This window comes from Nakamurella alba, assembly GCF_009707545.1.
In the GTDB taxonomy this organism is placed as follows: Bacteria; Actinomycetota; Actinomycetes; order Mycobacteriales; family Nakamurellaceae; genus Nakamurella; species Nakamurella alba.
Window position 1 is genome coordinate 31102 of the sequence record NZ_WLYK01000020.1, and the last position, 16827, is coordinate 47928.

13 protein-coding genes are annotated in these 16827 nt (G+C 71.1%); 9 read left to right on the forward strand and 4 right to left on the reverse strand.

Annotation, left to right across the window (positions count from 1 at the left end; translation table 11 throughout):
- Positions 1-362 precede the first annotated feature (362 nt).
- From dnaB to GIS00_RS26350, 3 genes are all read left to right on the forward strand, one after another.
- Positions 363-1760: a replicative DNA helicase gene (gene dnaB, locus GIS00_RS26340; protein ID WP_154771453.1), complete on the forward strand. Its 1398-nt coding sequence runs from the start codon at positions 363-365 to the stop codon at positions 1758-1760.
- Between the two features lie 568 nt (positions 1761-2328).
- Positions 2329-4974, forward strand: a complete 2646-nt coding sequence (locus tag GIS00_RS26345) for an esterase-like activity of phytase family protein (protein WP_230314208.1) — start codon at positions 2329-2331, stop codon at positions 4972-4974.
- A 279-nt stretch (positions 4975-5253) separates the two neighbouring features.
- Positions 5254-6390, forward strand: a complete 1137-nt coding sequence (locus GIS00_RS26350) for a M20 family metallopeptidase (protein ID WP_230314209.1) — start codon at positions 5254-5256, stop codon at positions 6388-6390.
- Positions 6391-6576: 186 nt separating this feature from the next.
- Here GIS00_RS26350 and GIS00_RS26355 read toward each other — a convergent pair whose 3' ends face one another.
- The gene (locus tag GIS00_RS26355; protein ID WP_196073482.1) at positions 6577-7308 is read right to left on the reverse strand and encodes a GAF and ANTAR domain-containing protein; all 732 of its coding nucleotides are present in this window, start codon (positions 7306-7308) and stop codon (positions 6577-6579) included.
- Positions 7309-7471: 163 nt separating this feature from the next.
- Here GIS00_RS26355 and GIS00_RS26360 point away from each other — a divergent pair, with 163 nt between their 5' ends.
- Positions 7472-7741 (forward strand): DUF7218 family protein, encoded by a 270-nt coding sequence (locus GIS00_RS26360; RefSeq protein ID WP_154771455.1) that lies wholly within the window; start codon positions 7472-7474, stop codon positions 7739-7741.
- Between the two features lie 122 nt (positions 7742-7863).
- Here GIS00_RS26360 and GIS00_RS26365 read toward each other — a convergent pair whose 3' ends face one another.
- Positions 7864-8532: a TetR/AcrR family transcriptional regulator gene (locus GIS00_RS26365; RefSeq protein ID WP_154771456.1), complete on the reverse strand. Its 669-nt coding sequence runs from the start codon at positions 8530-8532 to the stop codon at positions 7864-7866.
- A 128-nt stretch (positions 8533-8660) separates the two neighbouring features.
- Here GIS00_RS26365 and GIS00_RS26370 point away from each other — a divergent pair, with 128 nt between their 5' ends.
- Positions 8661-9812: an epoxide hydrolase family protein gene (locus GIS00_RS26370; RefSeq protein ID WP_154771457.1), complete on the forward strand. Its 1152-nt coding sequence runs from the start codon at positions 8661-8663 to the stop codon at positions 9810-9812.
- A gap of 152 nt (positions 9813-9964) precedes the next feature.
- Here GIS00_RS26370 and rhaI read toward each other — a convergent pair whose 3' ends face one another.
- Positions 9965-11131, reverse strand: coding sequence for an L-rhamnose isomerase (gene rhaI / locus GIS00_RS26375; RefSeq protein WP_154771458.1), 1167 nt, complete (start codon positions 11129-11131; stop codon positions 9965-9967).
- A 505-nt stretch (positions 11132-11636) separates the two neighbouring features.
- On the opposite strand from rhaI, the gene GIS00_RS26380 reads away from it, so the two are divergent.
- Both GIS00_RS26380 and GIS00_RS26385 read left to right on the forward strand, forming a co-directional pair.
- Entirely contained in the window at positions 11637-12743 is a 1107-nt protein-coding gene (locus GIS00_RS26380; protein WP_154771459.1) for a LacI family DNA-binding transcriptional regulator, read from the forward strand.
- A 67-nt stretch (positions 12744-12810) separates the two neighbouring features.
- Positions 12811-13758 carry a PfkB family carbohydrate kinase gene (locus tag GIS00_RS26385; RefSeq protein ID WP_154771460.1) on the forward strand — a complete coding sequence of 316 codons (948 nt, stop codon included), beginning with the start codon at positions 12811-12813 and terminating at the stop codon, positions 13756-13758.
- Here the strand turns inward: GIS00_RS26385 and GIS00_RS26390 are convergent.
- The gene (locus GIS00_RS26390) at positions 13751-14575 is read right to left on the reverse strand and encodes a serine hydrolase domain-containing protein (RefSeq protein ID WP_322098487.1); all 825 of its coding nucleotides are present in this window, start codon (positions 14573-14575) and stop codon (positions 13751-13753) included. The genes GIS00_RS26385 and GIS00_RS26390 overlap by 8 nt on opposite strands.
- Before the next feature lie 35 nt (positions 14576-14610).
- Between GIS00_RS26390 and GIS00_RS26395 the strand changes: the two genes are divergently transcribed.
- Entirely contained in the window at positions 14611-15243 is a 633-nt protein-coding gene (locus GIS00_RS26395; protein WP_154771461.1) for an SIMPL domain-containing protein, read from the forward strand.
- A 1014-nt stretch (positions 15244-16257) separates the two neighbouring features.
- Positions 16258-16827 (forward strand): DUF222 domain-containing protein (locus GIS00_RS26400; protein ID WP_154771462.1); only part of this gene is annotated, 570 nt, incomplete at its 3' end.

The following is a 16827-nucleotide window of genomic DNA, read 5'->3' on the forward strand; positions in this document are numbered from 1 at the left end:
TTGTCCACATGTGTCACGGCCCACACGCACCCTCTGACCTGGCTCGATACGCGCGGTCGCGAGAGATTTCCACGGGTTGTCCACCGAACCTGTGGACAGCGACCAGCGCAGACACGGATGCCTCAACACGGTGTCCACAGGGTGCCCACACCGGCTGCTGGCGGCCCGCCGGGCGGGGGCCTAGCGTCTCCCGGACGTCCGGGTCCGCCCGCCACCCGCTCGGGTCGGCAGCGGCTCCCGGGCGTTGTCGTGGCCCCGATGTACAACAGGGTGGCGTCGGTGGCGAGGCGTCACCGAGGTGTCGAGGCAGGGTGCCGAGCAGGGAGATCCCTGCGGGGGGCTGGGAGGAGGCGGTACCGGGCATGGCAGTGGTCGACGACCGTTGGCAGGATGCGCCGCCGCGGGAACCGGGGGAGAGCCGTCCGTTCGAGCGGCAGCCACCGCAGGATCTCGCGGCGGAGCAGTCGGTGCTGGGCGGCATGCTGCTGTCCAAGGACGCGATCGCGGACGTGGTCGAGACCCTGACCACCGCCGACTTCTACAAGCCGGCGCACGCCCTGGTCTTCGACACCATCCTCGGGCTCTACGCCGGCGGCGAGCCGGCCGACGTCGTGACGGTGGCCGCGGAGCTGGACCGCTCCGGGTCGCTCGGCCGGGCCGGCGGATCGGTCTACCTGCACACGCTGACCTCGGCGGTGCCGACGGCGGCCAACGCGTCGTTCTACGCCCAGATCGTTGCCGAGAAGGCAGTGTTGCGCAGGCTCGTCGAGGCCGGTACCCGGATCGTGCAGCTGGGGTACGGCGGCAACGAGGGCCAGGTCGGCGGGGGAGAGGTCGACGAGATCGTCGACCGGGCGCAGGCCGAGATCTACGAGGTGACGGAGCGGCGCACCACCGAGGACTACGTGGTCCTCGAGGAGCTGCTGCAGCCGACGATGGACGAGATCGACGCGATCGCCAGCCGCGGCGGTCAGTCCGCCGGTGTGCCCACCGGTTTCGCCGATCTCGATGCGTTGACCAACGGGTTCCACCCGGGTCAGATGATCATCGTCGCGGCCCGGCCGGGCGTCGGGAAGTCCACGCTGGCGCTGGACATCGCCCGCAACGCGTCGGTGAAGCACAAGATGGCCACCTGCATCTTCTCGCTCGAGATGTCCAAGACCGAGATCACCATGCGACTGCTGTCGGCGGAGGCGCAGATCCGGCTGGCGCACATGCGTGCGGGCACGATGAGCGAGCAGGACTGGCAGCGGATCGTCCGCCGGATGAGCGAGATCTCCGATGCACCACTGTTCATCGACGACTCGCCCAACATGACGATGATGGAGATCAGGGCGAAGGCGCGGCGGCTCAAGCAGCGCAACGACCTGAAGATGATCGTGCTCGACTACCTGCAGCTGATGACCTCGGGCAAGAAGGTAGAGTCGCGGCAGCAGGAGGTCTCCGAGTTCTCCCGGCAGATGAAGCTGCTGGCCAAGGAGCTCGAGGTGCCGGTGATCGCGATCAGTCAGCTGAACCGTGGGCCCGAGCAGCGTACCGACAAGCGGCCCATGCTCTCGGATCTCCGGGAGTCCGGCTCGCTGGAGCAGGACGCGGACATGGTCATCCTGGTCAACCGGCCCGACGCCTGGGAGTCCGACGATCCGCGGGCGGGTGAGGCCGACCTGATCATCGCCAAGCACCGGAACGGCCCCACCACCACCATCTCCGTGGCCCACCAGCTCCACTACTCCCGCTTCACCGACCTCGCGCAGCAATAGGCGAGGCAGGGCGGTGGCTCCGGTCGCAGGCTCTTACGTCCGGTGGGACCGGGCCTGACCCGGGCGACGACCTGAGCCCGGCGACAGTCTGAATCGGGCGCCAGCCTGAGCCGGGTCATGATCTGAGCGTGGCAGAGACCCGGGCGGGGTGCTCCGAGCCGGGGAGTTCCGGGCGACCATCAGGCCGGCCGGATCCTGGGCCCTCCACCCTGTGCGGGGTGCGAGAACTGCGGCCGCGCTGCGTGCGACCTGCCGGACGGCGTCGACCCGGACCTGCAGGGTGTCAGGATGCCGTCGCCGGTGGCAGGGTGCCGTCGCCGATCCTGCCGCCCGTGAGCCCGGTCACCACCGCTGCGGCGGGCATCCCGCGGACACCGGCTGTTCGCCTGCCGCTCACCCGGGGAACAGCACCGCGTTGCTTCGCCACCGGAACCTTCGGGACGGGACTTGACCTCGTCCTTACTTCCGAGGCCGGGCCCACGGACGATCGCACCTCTCGATGACCACCCCGGTCCGAGACCTGCGTTCGCTCCGTCGATCTCACCCAGCCCTCGACCACGGAGCGACCTTGCTGCCTTCCCGACGCCGACTGCCGCGACTCGCGGCCGGCTCCCTCGTCTGCGCCCTTGCCCTGGGCCTGCCCGCCGCGCTCAGCCTCCCGGCCGGAGCGGTGGCACCGGTGCCGGGTGTCGCGGCCGCACCCGCCCCCGCGGCCATCGGGGACGCGGTCTCCGGCGAGTACTTCAACCGGATCGCGACGCTGCCGGCGTACTCGAACACCTCGGTCGACACCGAGACCGTCTCCGAGATCTCGACCGTGACCACGGACGGCAGCACCTTCATCTACACCGATGCCGCCGGCGGTGGTCTCGGCTTCGTCGACATCACCACCCCCGGTGACCCGCAGCCCGCCGGCTACCTGCCGCTCGGCGACGGCAACTCGCCCACCTCGGTGTACGCCACCGACGACCACCTGCTCGCCGTCGTCGACGCCACCACCGACTTCACCGCGCCGGCCGGCTCGGTGCTGATCTACGACATCACCAACCCGGCCGACCCGGGCACCTGGACCCCGGAAGCGGTGCTCGATCTCGAGGGCCAGCCCGACTCGATCGACATCACCACCGACGGCACGGTTGCCGCCATCGCGATGGAGAACCAGCGCGACGAGGACGTCGGCGACGGCGGCCTGCCGCAGCTGCCCGCCGGCGATCTGGCGATCCTCGACCTCGCCGATCCGGACCCGGCCACCTGGACCGTCGAGCACGTCGACCTCACCGGACTCACCGGCATCGACACCCCGGAGGACCCGGAGCCGGAGTACGTCTCCATCAGCCCGGACGACAGTCTGGTCGCGGTGACGCTGCAGGAGAACAACGCCGTGGTCGTCGTCGACCTGGCGACCCGCACGGTGCGCAACCACTTCTCGGCCGGCGTGGCCACGGTCACCGACATCGACACCGTCGAGGACGGCGCCATCGACCTCACCGGGACGATCACCGACGTCCCGCGCGAGCCGGATGCGATCGGCTGGATCGGCAACGACCAGGTCGCCACCGCCAACGAGGGCGACTGGAAGGGCGGCACCCGGGGCTGGACCGTCTTCGACGCCGAGAACGGTTCCGTCACCTACGATTCCGGCAACTCGTTCGAGCACCTCGCGGTGGAACTCGGGCAGTACCCGGAGGACCGCAGCGAGAACAAGGGCACCGAGCCCGAGGGCCTGGCCTCGGCGACCTTCAACGGCACGCCCTACCTGTTCGTCGGTTCCGAGCGCGCCAACTTCGTCGCCGTCTACGACGTGACCGACCCGGCGAACCCGGTCCTCACCCAGGCACTGCCTTCCACCAAGGGACCGGAAGGGCTGCTGCCGATCCCGGGCCGCAACCTGCTCGTCGTGTCCTCCGAGGAGGACGCCGCGGACGACGGTGTCCGCGCCACCGTCCAGGTCTACGAGTTGGGCACCTCCGTCCCGGCCTTCCCGAGCATCGTCTCCGACGAGGTGAACGGGCTGCCGATCGCCTGGGGCGCTCTCGGTGCACTGACCGCAGATCCGGCCGTCCCGACCCGGCTCTATTCCGCCCCGGACGCCTACTACTCGCCGAGCCGCATCCTGACCATCGACGCCGTCCGCACCCCGGCCCGCATCACCGCGGAGCTGCCGGTGACCAAGGACGGCGCGCCGATCGGCTATGACATCGAGGGCATCTGGGCGCAGCCCGGCGGCGGGTTCTGGCTCGGCGTCGAGGGTGCCACCGGTCCGGAGAACCTGCTGGTCGAGGTCGGCACCGACGGCGTCGTCCTGCGCGAGATCACCCTGCCCTCCGGCGTTGCCGGCGCGATGGGATCCCAGGGCATCGAGGGCGTCACCGGCTACGGCACCGGCGACGACCAGGTCCTCTACTTCGCGCTGCAGCGCCACCTGTCGATCGACCCGGAGAACACCGCCCGGATCGGCCGGCTGGATGTCGCCACCGGTGAGTTCGGCTGGTTCGGCTACCCGCTGGAGTCCACCGACGTGGACGGCGACTGGATCGGCCTGTCGGAGATCGTCGCGGTGGATGCCACCACCCTGGCCGTCATCGAGCGTGACAAGCTGAACGGCCCGGCCGCCCGGCTGAAGTCCGTTGCCACCGTGGAGATCCCGGACACCTTCGCCGCCACCGGCGAGCCGCTGGCCGTCGCCGCGAAGACAGTGGCCGTGGACGTCCTGCCCCTGCTCGAGGCCGGTAACGGCTGGACGCAGGAGAAGCTCGAGGGGCTGACCGTCGGCGGTGACGGCACCGTCTACGCGATGGTCGACAACGACGGCAACGAGGACGCCAACGGGGAGAACATCTTCCTGCGCCTCGGTGCGGCCGCCGACATCTTCGTCCTCGATGCGGTCGGGACCACCACCCCCACGGCCCCGACGACCGACACCACCGCCCCCACCAGCGATTCCGGCGCCCCGACCAGCGGTACGACCGCACCTACCACCGGCACCGGTGTCACCAGCGGCACGACCACCGGCGGCACCACCACGACGACCGGTTCGACCGGTGCCGTCGCCCCGACCGGAACCACCACGACGTCGACCGGGCCCGAGCTCGCGGCCACCGGTGTGGACGGGGACGGGGTGCGGACCGGTGTGGTGCTCGGGCTGGTGATGATCGCGGCCGGTGTGGTGCTGGCCGTGCGGATCCGCCGTCCCGGTGCTGCCCGCAGGCACTGACCGACGGGGTCGACCGGTGCTGCTCGCAGGCTCTGGCTGTCGTGCCGGCCGGTGCCGCCCGCAGGCTCTGACCGACGGCCGTACGGCGCGGCCGCAGGACAGGACCGGCCGGTGATCGGCGCTGCCGAAGAGACACCGACCGGCGGTGCCTGCAGGTGCTGACCCATGGTCGGCCGGAGCGGCCCGGCCGCTGACCGATCCCGCATCACACCCGGAACCCCGGGGTGGCGAGAGCCGCCCCGGGGTTCCGCTGTGTCCGGGGCCGGGCATGATGGATCGATGACGAGCGCACCCGGCAGCCCGGACGACGAGGCCCTCACCCAGGAGATGGTCGACGACATCGGCACTCTCGTGCGGTGCGAGTCACCGTCGTCGGATCATGAGGCGCTGCACCGGTCGGCTGCGGTCGTCGTGGACCTCGCCGCCCGCATCACCGGCGCGGAGGCGGAGACGGTGGTACTGGCCGGTGTTCCGCACGTCAGGGTCCGGACGGGGACCGGTGACGGTCCGCGGGTCCTCCTGCTGGCCCACCACGACACAGTCTGGCCCATCGGCACTCTCGCCACCCTGCCGTTCGACGTCACCGACGGGGTGCTGCGCGGACCGGGCTGCTTCGACATGAAGGCCGGCGTGGTGATGGCGCTGCACGCACTCCGCGGCTGCGAGGTCCCGGTCACCCTGCTGGTCACCGGCGACGAGGAGGTGGGCTCCGGGACCTCGCGGGCGCTGATCGAGCAGGAGGCCGCCGGTTGTGCCGCTGTCCTGGTCACCGAGCCGTCCGGGGACGGTGGTGCGATCAAGATCGCCCGCAAAGGCGTCGCGAACTACCTGTTCACGGTCGAGGGTCGAGCGGCGCACGCCGGACTGGAGCCGGAGAAGGGTGTCAACGCCGGCCTGGAGATCGCCCGGATCGCCCTCGCAGCAGCGGATCTCGGCAACTCCGAGGTCGGCACCACCGTCACCCCGACCACCTCCGCGGCCGGGGAGTCGTCGAACACGGTGCCGGCCCGGGCATGGCTCCGGGTCGACGTCCGGTTCGCGGAACCGACGGAGTTCACCCGGGTCGACCAGGCGCTGCGCGCCCTGGCCCCGGCGGATCCGGCCGCGCGCATCCTCGTCGACGCCGACCCGCCCCGTCCGCCGCTCACCACCGAGATGTCCTCGGGACTGGCCGCGCTGGCGTGCGAGCTCGCGCCGGCGGCGGGAGTCCCTGTTCCGGAACTGATCTCGGTCGGTGGTGGATCCGACGGGAACTTCACCGCGGCCCTGGGCATCCCCACCCTGGACGGCCTCGGCGCGGTCGGCGGCGGCGCGCACGCCGTCACCGAGCACCTCCTGGTGTCCGAGCTCGCCGGGCGCACCCGGCTGCTGCGTGCGCTGATCGAGCGGGTGGCTGCGGACGCGGCTGCCGACTGACCTCCTGGCGACGGGCGGCGCCTGCCCCACCCCGGGGGCTCGCCGGAGGGCTCACCGGGAGGGCTCACCGCACCTTGTTCACCACGTCGGGCTCACCATGCCGGGCTCACCATGCCTGGCCGCTGCCCTGGCTCACCATGCCGGGCTCATCACGTCGGACTCACCATGCCTGGCCGCCGCCCGGACTCACCTGCCGGGCAGCTCGCCGCTGTGGGTCAGCTCCTCCACGATGAGCCGGAGCGGGGTGTTGGTCTGCTGAGAGGTCTTGACCAGCAGGGAGAATGCCTGGCCGTCGGTGAGACCGTGCCGCTCCATCAGGATGCCCTTGGCCTGCCCGATGAGGTCGCGGGTGTCGATGGCGGCGCGCAGCTGCTCACGCTCCTGTGCCTGGTCCAGTGCCACCGCCGCATGCGCCGCATAGGCACGTGCCGCCACCACCTCGTCCGGCGGGAAGGCGTCGGGCTTGGTGCTGTAGAGACTCAGCGCACCGAGCGCCTTGTCCTGCACGTACAACCGGATGCTCAGGACCGTGGAGATGCCCTGCGCCCGGGCCGCCTCCGCGTATCCGGGCCACCGGCCGTCGCCGTCGAGATCGGTGACCAGCACCAGTGGTTCGTCCCAGAGTGCGGTCAGGCAGGGGCCGGCCTTCTCCCGCTCCTGGACCTCGTTGAGCAGGGCCGGCACCGGGCTCGTCGGCCCGAGGGTGTGCACCGAATGGTCCCGCCCGACCACGGTGATCGCGGCCGCGCCGGCGTCCGGCAGCAGCTGCAGGGCGGATGCGGTGATGGAGGCGGCCGTCGACTCCGGGTCGGAGTGCGTGGTCTGGATGTCGCGGGCGGTCTCCGCCATCGCCAGGGTCCAGGCGGGCGCGTCGACCGAGGGACCGTCGGGTTCGCCGACGATCTCCGGGTTGGCCACGTCTGTCCTCTCGATCCGGTGACGCGGAGTGCGTCCCCCGGTCGGAACTCTACCGATCCGGGCCCGCCCGACGCGAGACCGATCGGATCGGTGGGGTTTGGGGCGACGCGGGACCGGGTACCAGAGCGTCCCCCGTACCAGGGGTGAACGGCAGGAGGACCCGATGCCGAGGAAGGACCCTGGCCCCAGCGTCAAGGACAAGGGGCTGTACGAAACTTTGCGCGACGAGGGGAACAGCAAGGAGAAGTCGGCCCGCATCGCCAATGCCGCCGCGGCGTCGTCGCGTCGGGCTGTCGGGAAGCGCGGCGGCTCGTCGCCGTCCTACCAGGAGTGGACGGTGGCAGAGCTGCGCAAGCGTGCCGCCGAGCTCGGGATACAGGGCCGGTCGTCGATGAAGAAGGCCCAACTCGTGGATGCCCTCCGCAACCACTAGGGCCCGGACAGCCGGCGTCGCGAGATCCTCCGCCGGACCGGAGCGAAGCCTGATTCCCGGCCGAATGTCCGCCTTTCCGACAACCCCTCAGGACGTCGACCGCGACGACCCGGGATCGGGAGTCATGCCGGGGTCGTCGGCGTGACCGGTACCCAGCGGGCCGCGGCCTCGTCGGCACCGACCGGCGGGACGTCGGGAAGTGCCGACGGGGACGTGGTCATCAGGCCGTCCAGCACCATCACCAGATAGCGACGGCGCAGCGCCGCCGACCGTTCGGCGCCCCCCAACCGGACGGACGAGAACATCTCGAAGAGGTGCGTGAGGTCGCGGACGTCGACATCCGGTCGCAGTGCGCCGGCATCGATCATCCGGCGGACCAGTGCGGTGTAGAGCGGACCGGTCTCGGTGGCCAGACGAAGGTTCTCCGCCGACGGGGTGAACCTTCCGGCCAGCCGGCTGGTGAGCGCGTGGGTGTCGGCATCGACGACACCACGGGCGAAGTCGCGGAACACGTCGGCGGCGGTGGTGGGGCTGCGGTCGAGGCCGGCGAGGGCGTCGAGAACCAGTTGGAGGTAACGCTCCTGGCCGATCCGGCAGAGCGTCTGCAGCAGGACGTCCTTGCCGGGGTACCGCCGGTACAGGGCACTGATGCCGACCCCGGCCCGCTCCGCGACCGCTGCGACGGGAGCGGCCGGATCGGCGACGAACACCTCGCGGGCCGCCGCCAGGATGCCTTCGTCGTTGCGCCGCGCCTGCGCCCGGCGGCCGCTCAGCGGCAGGTCCTTCTCCATCACGGCACTCTAGCGGAACAAAGTATTCCGCTCCGCCCACAGCCGTGCTAGCTTGGAACGGAAGGAAGCATTCCGTTCCAAATCTGCGACCACCGGCAGGCGGTCGCTCGACGAGATGGAGGAGAGTGATGGACAGCGAGCTGCAGGAGTTCCGCATCGACATCGACCCGGCGGCCGTCGCCGACCTGCGCCGGCGACTGGTGGCCACCCGCTGGCCGGAGCCGTTGCCGGGCCGGCCCTGGGACCGGGGCGTGCCCGTCGCGTATCTGAAGGAGCTCGCCGGTCACTGGGCCGACCGGTTCGACGTCCGGGCGGCGATGGACGAGATCAATGCCCATCCGCAGTTCCTCGCCACGATCGACGGCCAGCGGATCCATTTCCTGCACGTGCGGTCGTCGCGCCCGGACGCGACCCCGCTGCTGCTGCTGCACGGCTGGCCCGGATCGGTGGCCGAGTTCCTGGACGTGATCGGGCCACTGACCGATCCGGCGGGCCACGGGGCGCCGGACGCGCCGGCCTTCCACCTGGTCGTCCCGTCGTTGCCCGGCTTCGGGTTCTCCGGGCCGGTGACCGAGCCCGGCTGGACGTCGGCCCGCACCGCAGCGGCCCTTGCGGTCCTGATGGAACGTCTCGGCTACCGGCGGTACGGCGTGCAGGGCGGCGACATGGGAGCCGGCATCGCACCCGAGATCGCCCGCGCCGATGCCGATCACGTCATCGGCATCCACGTGAATGCGGCCACCATGGGGTTCATCCCCTGGGGCGACATCTCCGACGAGGAGCGCGCCGGGCTCACCGATGTCGAACAGGAGCGGGTCGACCGGCTGGGGCACTACATGGCCGAGATGGCCGGCTACATGCAGCTGCAGAGCACCCGGCCGGAAACGCTCGGGTTCGGTCTGACCGACTCGCCGGCCGGGCAACTCGCCTGGATCGTCGAGAAGTTCCGTGAGTGGACCGACGAGCGGCACGAACTCCCCGAGGACGCGGTCGGGCGGGACCGTTTGCTGCTCGACGTCTCGGTCTACTGGTTCACCGGGACCGCGGCATCATCGGCGAACGCCTACTACGAGGACGCGCACGCCTGGTCCGCGCCGAGCCGCTCCGAGATCCCGGTAGGAGTGGCCGCTTTCGGTCAGGACGTGGCGATCCGCCGATGGTCGGAGGGCACGAACAACATCGTGCACTGGACCGACGTCCCCACCGGCGGTCACTTCGCCGCGATGGAGACGCCCGGTCTGCTGGTGGCCGACGTCCGGACGTTCTTCGCCGGGTTGTGACCCGCCGTCGCCGGGTGCGCCTGCAGGTGCACCCGGCGGGTGAGAGGTGGTGCAGCTCCGGCGTTCCCCGTGCCGGGTGGAGCGACGCCGGGCGGGCCGGTTCGGCGGGCAGGAGGTGGTGGAGCTTCGTGGGCCTCTGCGGTGGGTGGGGGTCAGGCACCCCATCCGGCCTGGGTGCCGCCGACACGCTCGGCGTTGATCTTCTCCTGGTAACCGGACGCGCGGTAGGCGGCGATCGGGTCGCGGGGGAGCCCGGCGGCCTCGCGGCGGTCGGCCAGCGCCTCCCGGACATCGGTGTTGTAGGCGTCCATCAGCACGCCGTTGGCGCCGAGTACGTCACCGCGCTCCTGGGCGGCACGGAGCTCCGACCGGTCCACCAGCAGCGCCTTCGCCAGCGCCTCCTGGACGTTGAGCACGGAGCGGATCTGTCCCTGGATCTTCGGCTCGATGTTGTGGCATTGGTCGAGCATGAAGTTGACCCCGGACGCCGGCTTCTGCGCGTCCTGGACGACGATCTCGAACAGGATCCGGAACAGCTGGAACGGATCCGCGGCACCCACGATCAGGTCGTCGTCGGCGTAGAACCGGGAGTTGAAATCGAAGGCACCGAGCCGGTTCTGGCGGAGCAACTGGGCGACGATGAACTCGATGTTGGTGCCCGGCGCGTGGTGTCCGGTGTCCAGGACCACCTGCGCCTGCGGCCCGAGCGCGAGGCAGTGCAGCAGCGAGGTGCCCCAGTCCGGGATGTCCATCGTGTAGAACGCCGGCTCGAAGAATTTGTACTCGATCAGCAGCCGGTGCTCGGCGTCCAGCTGGGCGTAGATCTGCTGCAGCGAGTCGGCCAGCCGGTCCTGGCGGCCACGGATCGAGTCCTGGCCGGGGTAGTTCAGCCCGTCCGGCAACCACAGCTTCAGATCGGTGCTGCCGGTGGACCGCATGACGTCGATGCACTGCACGTGGTGTGCGATCGCCTTGTCCCGCACCCGCTTCTCCGGGTGGGTCAGCGAACCGAGCATGTAGTCGTCGTCCTGGAACAGGTTCGAGTTGATCGCGCCGAGCTGCAGACCGAGGTCGGCGGCGTACGCCGACAGCTTGGCGAAGTCGTCGACCAGGTCCCACGGGATGTGCAGCGACACCCGCGGCGCGGCACCGGTCAGCGCGTTGACCTGGGCGGCGTCGGCGAGCTTCTCGAACGGGTCGCGCGGGACGCCGGGCTGGGCGAACACCTTGAACCGGGTGCCGGAGTTGCCGTAGGCCCAGCTCGGCACCTCGATGGTGAAGGTGTCCAGGTCGGCGAGGGCCGCGGGATCGATACTCATCGGTGAGTTCTCCTGTGTCGGGCTGGGGCGTCACGGTGCATTGAAGCGCTTCAATCTCTGTTTGCAAGAGTAGGGGCAGGTGGGATCGGGGGCAAGTGGAACCGTCGCGGGAGTGGCGCCGCGCAGTCGGAGTGCAGGGTGGCGGTCGGGCGGCACGGCTGCCTGATCACGGTCCGGTCCGAGCGGGCCGGCAGGCCGCAGTCCGGTACTGGTAGGCCGGCAGGCCGGCACGGGCGGGTCACCTACCTGCTTCCCAACCACGGGACGGGCGCGGCTGTCCTGGGCGGTCGCGAGGGCGGAAGGATCGCTGCTCGGGCACAACGGGCTTGGGAGACGGTGCGGCCGGGGACGTACGGTCCGCCGGACCGCCGCCGGGTGGCTGGTGAGCCGTTCTGGCACGACGGCCTGGGGAACGAACCGCCGGGGACGTACGGTGGGCCGGACCGCCACCGGGCGGCAGGTGCGGGGCGCGCATCGACAAACTGCGAGGCGGGAGGCGGTGCGGATGTCCGCGGGGAACACCCTGCCGAGCATCGCGGATGTGGCCGCCCTGGCCGGGGTGTCCACCGGAACGGTGTCCAACGTGCTGAACCGCCCGCACGTGGTCGCGGCACCGACCCGCGAGCGGGTGGACGCCGCGATCGCCAGTCTCGGGTTCGTCCGGAACGAGTCGGCCCGGGTGCTCGGCAGTGGATCGAGTCGGGCGCTGGGCTTTGTCGCGATGGATGTCGGCAACCCCTTCTTCACCGACATCGCCCGCGCTGTCCAGGATGTCGCCGAGGCGTCCGGACTGGTCGTGCTGCTGGCCGACAGCCGCGAGTCGGTCGAGCAGGAGCGGGCGAACGTCGAGCTGTTCGCCCAGCAGCGGGTGCGCGGCGTGGTCATCACGCCGGCCGGCGACGTCACCGGTGCGCTGGAGATGTTGGCGCGCACCGGGATCCCGGCGGTGCTGGTCGATCCCGCTGCCGGCGGCGCCGACCACTGCAGCGTCGCCACCGACGACCTGACCGGCGGGCGCCTCGCCGTCCGGCACCTGCTGGATCTCGGCCATCGCAGGGTCGCCTTCGTCGGCGGGCCGGCCCGGTTGCACCAGGTGGCCGACCGCTTCCGCGGTGCCGCCGAGGAGGTCGCCGACACGGCCGGGGCCGTGCTGCAGCGGTGGGACACCGACCACCTGACGATCGCCGCGGGGCGCCGGGCAGGTGCCGATCTGCTCGCCAAGCCGATCGCCGACCGGCCGACCGGCATCTTCGCCGCCAACGACCTGTTGGCCCTGGGCATCCTGCACGAGTTGCTCGCCGCCGGCTGCGCCGTCCCCGGCGATGTCGCCGTGATCGGTTACGACGACATCGATCTCGCTGCAACCGGCCTGCTGCCACTGTCCACCGTGCGGCAACCGCGTGCGGAGATGGGGCGGCAGGCGGCCGGCCTGCTGCTGGAGGAGATCGGCGGCGATCCGCGGCACCGGCACCGGCAACTGCTGTTCACCCCGGAGGTCATCGTCCGGGCCTCGACAACGGGAACGCCGGCGACCGCCACAATGGCACCAGGTGGGGTGACGGTCGCCGGTCCACCGGGCGCATCCGGCCCGGTGGCGGGAGCAGGCCGATGACGACAACGGTTGCGGCGGCTGCAGGGCCGGGCACCGCGGTAGGTCCGCAGACCGGGAGGGCGGGCCGATGACCACTGCCCGGCTGATCTCCGCGGCAAGCATCCTGGTGGACCAGCGGATGCGGGTGCCGCGACCGCCGGAGCGCGGCGGCGACGTGCTGGCGGGAGCGGTCGACCTGCGGGTCGCCGGCGGGTTCAACCTGATGGTCGCCGCCGTTCGGCAGGGCGTGGACGTGGTGCACGCCGGGACCGCCGGGACCGGGCCGTACGGTGATCTGGTGCGGAACACCCTCCGGCGCAACGGCATCGACGCCCCGTTGCTTCCGGACCCGCGCGGGGACACCGGGATCTGCGTGATCCTGGTGGACGACGGTGCGGAGAAGACGATGGTCACCGCGCCGGGGGTGGAGGCGCAGCTGCCGCGGCACCGGCTCGACGGGATCCCGCTGCGGACCGGTGATCTCGTCGCGATCTCCGGATACGACCTGGTGTACCCGGAGATGGCGCCGGTACTGGCCGGCTGGGTCGGCGACCTGCCGGACGGGATCGGCGTGGTGTTCGATCCGGGGCCGTTGTTGGACGAGATCAATTCCGACCACCTGGATGTCGTGCTGCAGAAGACCGAGGTGCTGTCGCTGACCGTCCGCGAGGCGGGAGTGCTCGCCGGGGCGGAGGTGGGCATGGACGCTGCGGGTCTTCGGACGCTCCGCCGGTCCCGTGGACTCGCCGGCCGCACGCTGCTGGTGATCCGCGACGGGGAGCGCGGCTGCGCGGCCGGGACCGCCGGTGAACAGTACGTCGTCGCGCCGCCCCGGGTCGGTGCGGTCGACGCCACAGGCGCCGGCGACGTCTTCACCGGGGTGCTGGCCGCGGGTCTGCTGCAGGGACGGTCGGTGGGGGAGGCGGTCGCCCGCGCGTGCGCGGCCGGTGCGTTCGCGGTGACCGGGTACGGCGGGGATGCGGCCCCGACACCGGCCGAGATCGACGAGCTGTCGGCCGGGGTCAGGATCAGCTGAACGCGCGCAGCACCGCGGTCGACAGCTCGGGCCACGCCTGGGCCGCCCACGGGCCGAACGGAGTGTCGCACAGCCCGATGCAGGCCAGTCGCGCGTCCGGATCGACCCACACGAAGCTGCCCGACTGGCCGAAGTGGCCGAAGGTGCGCGGGCTGTTGTCCGGACTGGTCCAGTGCGGCGACTTGTCCGCGCGGATCTCGCAGCCCAGTCCCCAGTCGTTGTGCACCTGCCGGCCGAACCCTGGCAGCACGCCGGACAGACCGGGGAACACCAGAGTGGTTGCCGGTCCGACGATCTCGGGGCCGAGTACCCGCGGTGCCAGCAGCTCCCAGGCAAGTACGACCAGGTCCTCCAGCGGCCCGGCGCCGTCCCGTGCCGGTGATCCGTCGAGCACTGTGCCGGTCATCCCGAGCCGGTCCAGCACCCGACCGGTGAGTTCGTCCCGGAACGGGCCGCCCGCCGCGTCCGCGAGATGGTCGGCCAGTACCTCGTACCCGGTGTTCGAGTAGATCCGCCGGCTGCCCGGCGCCGCCGCGGGCTCCGGGCCGTCGAAGGGCAGGCCGGAGGCGTGGCCGAGCAGGTGTCTGACGGTGGAACCCACTGGGCCCGCGGGGGAGTCGAGCTCGACGGTGCCGTCGGCGCACGCGTCGAGCACGGTCAGCGCGGTGAGGATCTTGGTCACCGACGCCCAGGGGTACACCTGACCGTCGGCGCCGGTGGCAGCCCGGTCCAGCACGCCGTCCACACCGAGCACAGCGACCGCCGCCGACCCCACCGGCCATCGGGCGATCTCCGCCCGCAGATCCAGAACCGTCACCCCCGCAGACTGCCACAGGCTGCCACACTGGCGGCATGGAGTCCTCTGACAACGTGACGGTGATCGGCAGCGGGTCGGCGGCGGCCGCGGTGGACCGGGTGGTGGTCAACTTGTCCGTGACCGAGCGGGGGCGGGACGCCGGCACGGCCTTCGAGGCCGCTGCGCACACCGCGACGCGGGCGCTGGCGGTGCTGGCAGACGACGGCGCCGACGCCCGGTCCGTCCGCACCTCCGACCTGACCCTCGGGCCGCAGGTCGACTACCGCGACGGGCGCGAGGTGGTGCTCGGCTACCAGGCGACGCAGCGGCTCGTGCTGCAGCTCAACGGTTTGAGCCGGCTCAGCCGGATGCTCACCGACCTCGCCACGCAGGTCGGCAACGGTGTGCGGATCGACGGGATGCAACTGGTGCCCTCGGATCCGGCGGCCGCACTGGCCGAGGCGCGGGATGCCGCGATGGCCGATGCCAGGACGAAGGCGGAGCACTACGCGCGGCTGGCCGGGCGGGAGTTGGGCCGGGTGCGGTCGGTCAGCGAGTCGGTACAGCGTGGGCAGGCCCCGGTGGCGATGGGCCTGGGGTTCAAGCGGGAGGCGATGGCGATGCCGATCGCGACCGGCGACGCAGCGATCACCGCGACGGTCGAGGTCGTCTGGGAACTGCTGGGCTGAGCGGGGTCGGATGGCGCGACCGCCGCGGTCGTCGTGGTGATCTGTCTGTCGCCGGGGCGAGCTCGTCCGTGCACGAAGTCTCGGTCCTGATGTCACGCCCTGCCACGGGGCGGGCGAGATCTGGGCGCTGCCGTTGGTCGAGCGAGTGTCGTTCGCCGCAGTACGGTGCCCGACCGACCGACCGGCAGCGGCAACGCGGCGACCGCTCTCCCTGGGCGCCACGCCCTCGTTCGCGCAGCTTTCCAGCTGCTGCTGACTTCTGTGCGCGAGAGTCTTCTGCGGGAGAGGGCGACGGAACCGGCGAGGTACCGCGCTGACTCACGCAGCCAAGGGTGAGACCCCGAGATCACTGCAAGTGAGCGGCGCGATACAGCGTGACCCACTGACAATCGCGGCAACCCGGGATCATTGCGCCGATCCGGCGCCGTACATCCGGCCCGGACAGATCACCGCAGCGGTGTCGAGGGCTTCCACCTGGCCGCAGGCCTCCGCCGATCCGTGGCGATGCGGTCCCGTCAGGTCAGCTCTACCTTGATCTCACCTTTCACTACCTGTCCACAGCGTTGGGTCCCGGATCGACGAGTTCCGCTTGCTCGCAACGATATTCGTGAGGCAACATTGTCACGTGTGACTGGTGGGACAGAAGCGGCGAGTTCCTCCATGCCACAACGTCTCCAGATCCGGCCGGGCGGACTGCTCTCGACATCGAGTTATCCACAATCCGTCTCGCCGGAGTCCGACTGTCGGTGGCTGGCGGTAGCGTGCAAGGCATGGAAGAGATCGTGCGTTCAAGTGCCGAGACCGGCCTGACTGTCGCATGTCTCGCCCATCTCTCGAACAACACAGTTGCCGCATCGATCCCGGACGGCGACAGTGACTGATCCGCACTCCGACCAGATACCCGAAGAAGACGGGTCCGTCCCGCGCGAACTGGATGCGGACGTTCAACCGGACGCACAGTCGGAGCCGGGCTTTGTCGGGTACGTCCTGAACGCGGACGCGGAACCCAGGTCGGTGCCGGATGCTGACGGTTCGGTGCCGTACGACCTGGACGAGGTGCTGGCGCTGGTCGAGGCGGCGACCGATGCCTACACCCGTCTCGGTACCGCGGCGTGGTGGAAACTGGCGCCGGACGGGTTGGACGAGATCTCCCGACGGCTGGAACACACCACCCGGCTGGCCTGGGCGGCGCAGGTCGCCCTGGCCGGCGAGTACGAACAACAATCCGTGGCCTCCGCGCGCGGTGCGACCTCGACCGCCACGATGCTCACCGCCCTGCTCCGCATCAGCCCCGGCGAAGCCCGCCTCCGCGTCCGCACAGCGGCGGCCACCCACCCCCAGTACACCTCGACCGGCACCGAGATCGACCCGCAACTCCCCGCCCTGGGCGCCGCGATCACCGCCGGCGACATCGGCGGCGAGCATGCCCGGATCATCGGCGACGCGCTACGCCACCTCCCCGAACCGATCACCCCGGACCAGCGCCAAGGCCTCGAGCAGGCGCTGGTGGAGCATGCCCGCACCGACGACCCCGCCCGGCTCAACCGCACCGCACAACACCTCGCACACCTGCTGGAACAGGAA

Coding starts and splice junctions, on each gene's coding strand:
- GIS00_RS26365 (WP_154771456.1), bottom strand. CDS start 8,532: ATGGAGAAGGACCTGCCGCTGAGCGGCCGCCGGGCGCAGGCGCGGCGC.
- GIS00_RS26385 (WP_154771460.1), top strand. CDS start 12,811: ATGACCACTGCCCGGCTGATCTCCGCGGCAAGCATCCTGGTGGACCAG.
- GIS00_RS26350 (WP_230314209.1), top strand. CDS start 5,254: ATGACGAGCGCACCCGGCAGCCCGGACGACGAGGCCCTCACCCAGGAG.
- GIS00_RS26395 (WP_154771461.1), top strand. CDS start 14,611: ATGGAGTCCTCTGACAACGTGACGGTGATCGGCAGCGGGTCGGCGGCG.
- rhaI (WP_154771458.1), bottom strand. CDS start 11,131: ATGAGTATCGATCCCGCGGCCCTCGCCGACCTGGACACCTTCACCATC.
- GIS00_RS26380 (WP_154771459.1), top strand. CDS start 11,637: ATGTCCGCGGGGAACACCCTGCCGAGCATCGCGGATGTGGCCGCCCTG.
- GIS00_RS26370 (WP_154771457.1), top strand. CDS start 8,661: ATGGACAGCGAGCTGCAGGAGTTCCGCATCGACATCGACCCGGCGGCC.
- dnaB (WP_154771453.1), top strand. CDS start 363: ATGGCAGTGGTCGACGACCGTTGGCAGGATGCGCCGCCGCGGGAACCG.
- GIS00_RS26360 (WP_154771455.1), top strand. CDS start 7,472: ATGCCGAGGAAGGACCCTGGCCCCAGCGTCAAGGACAAGGGGCTGTAC.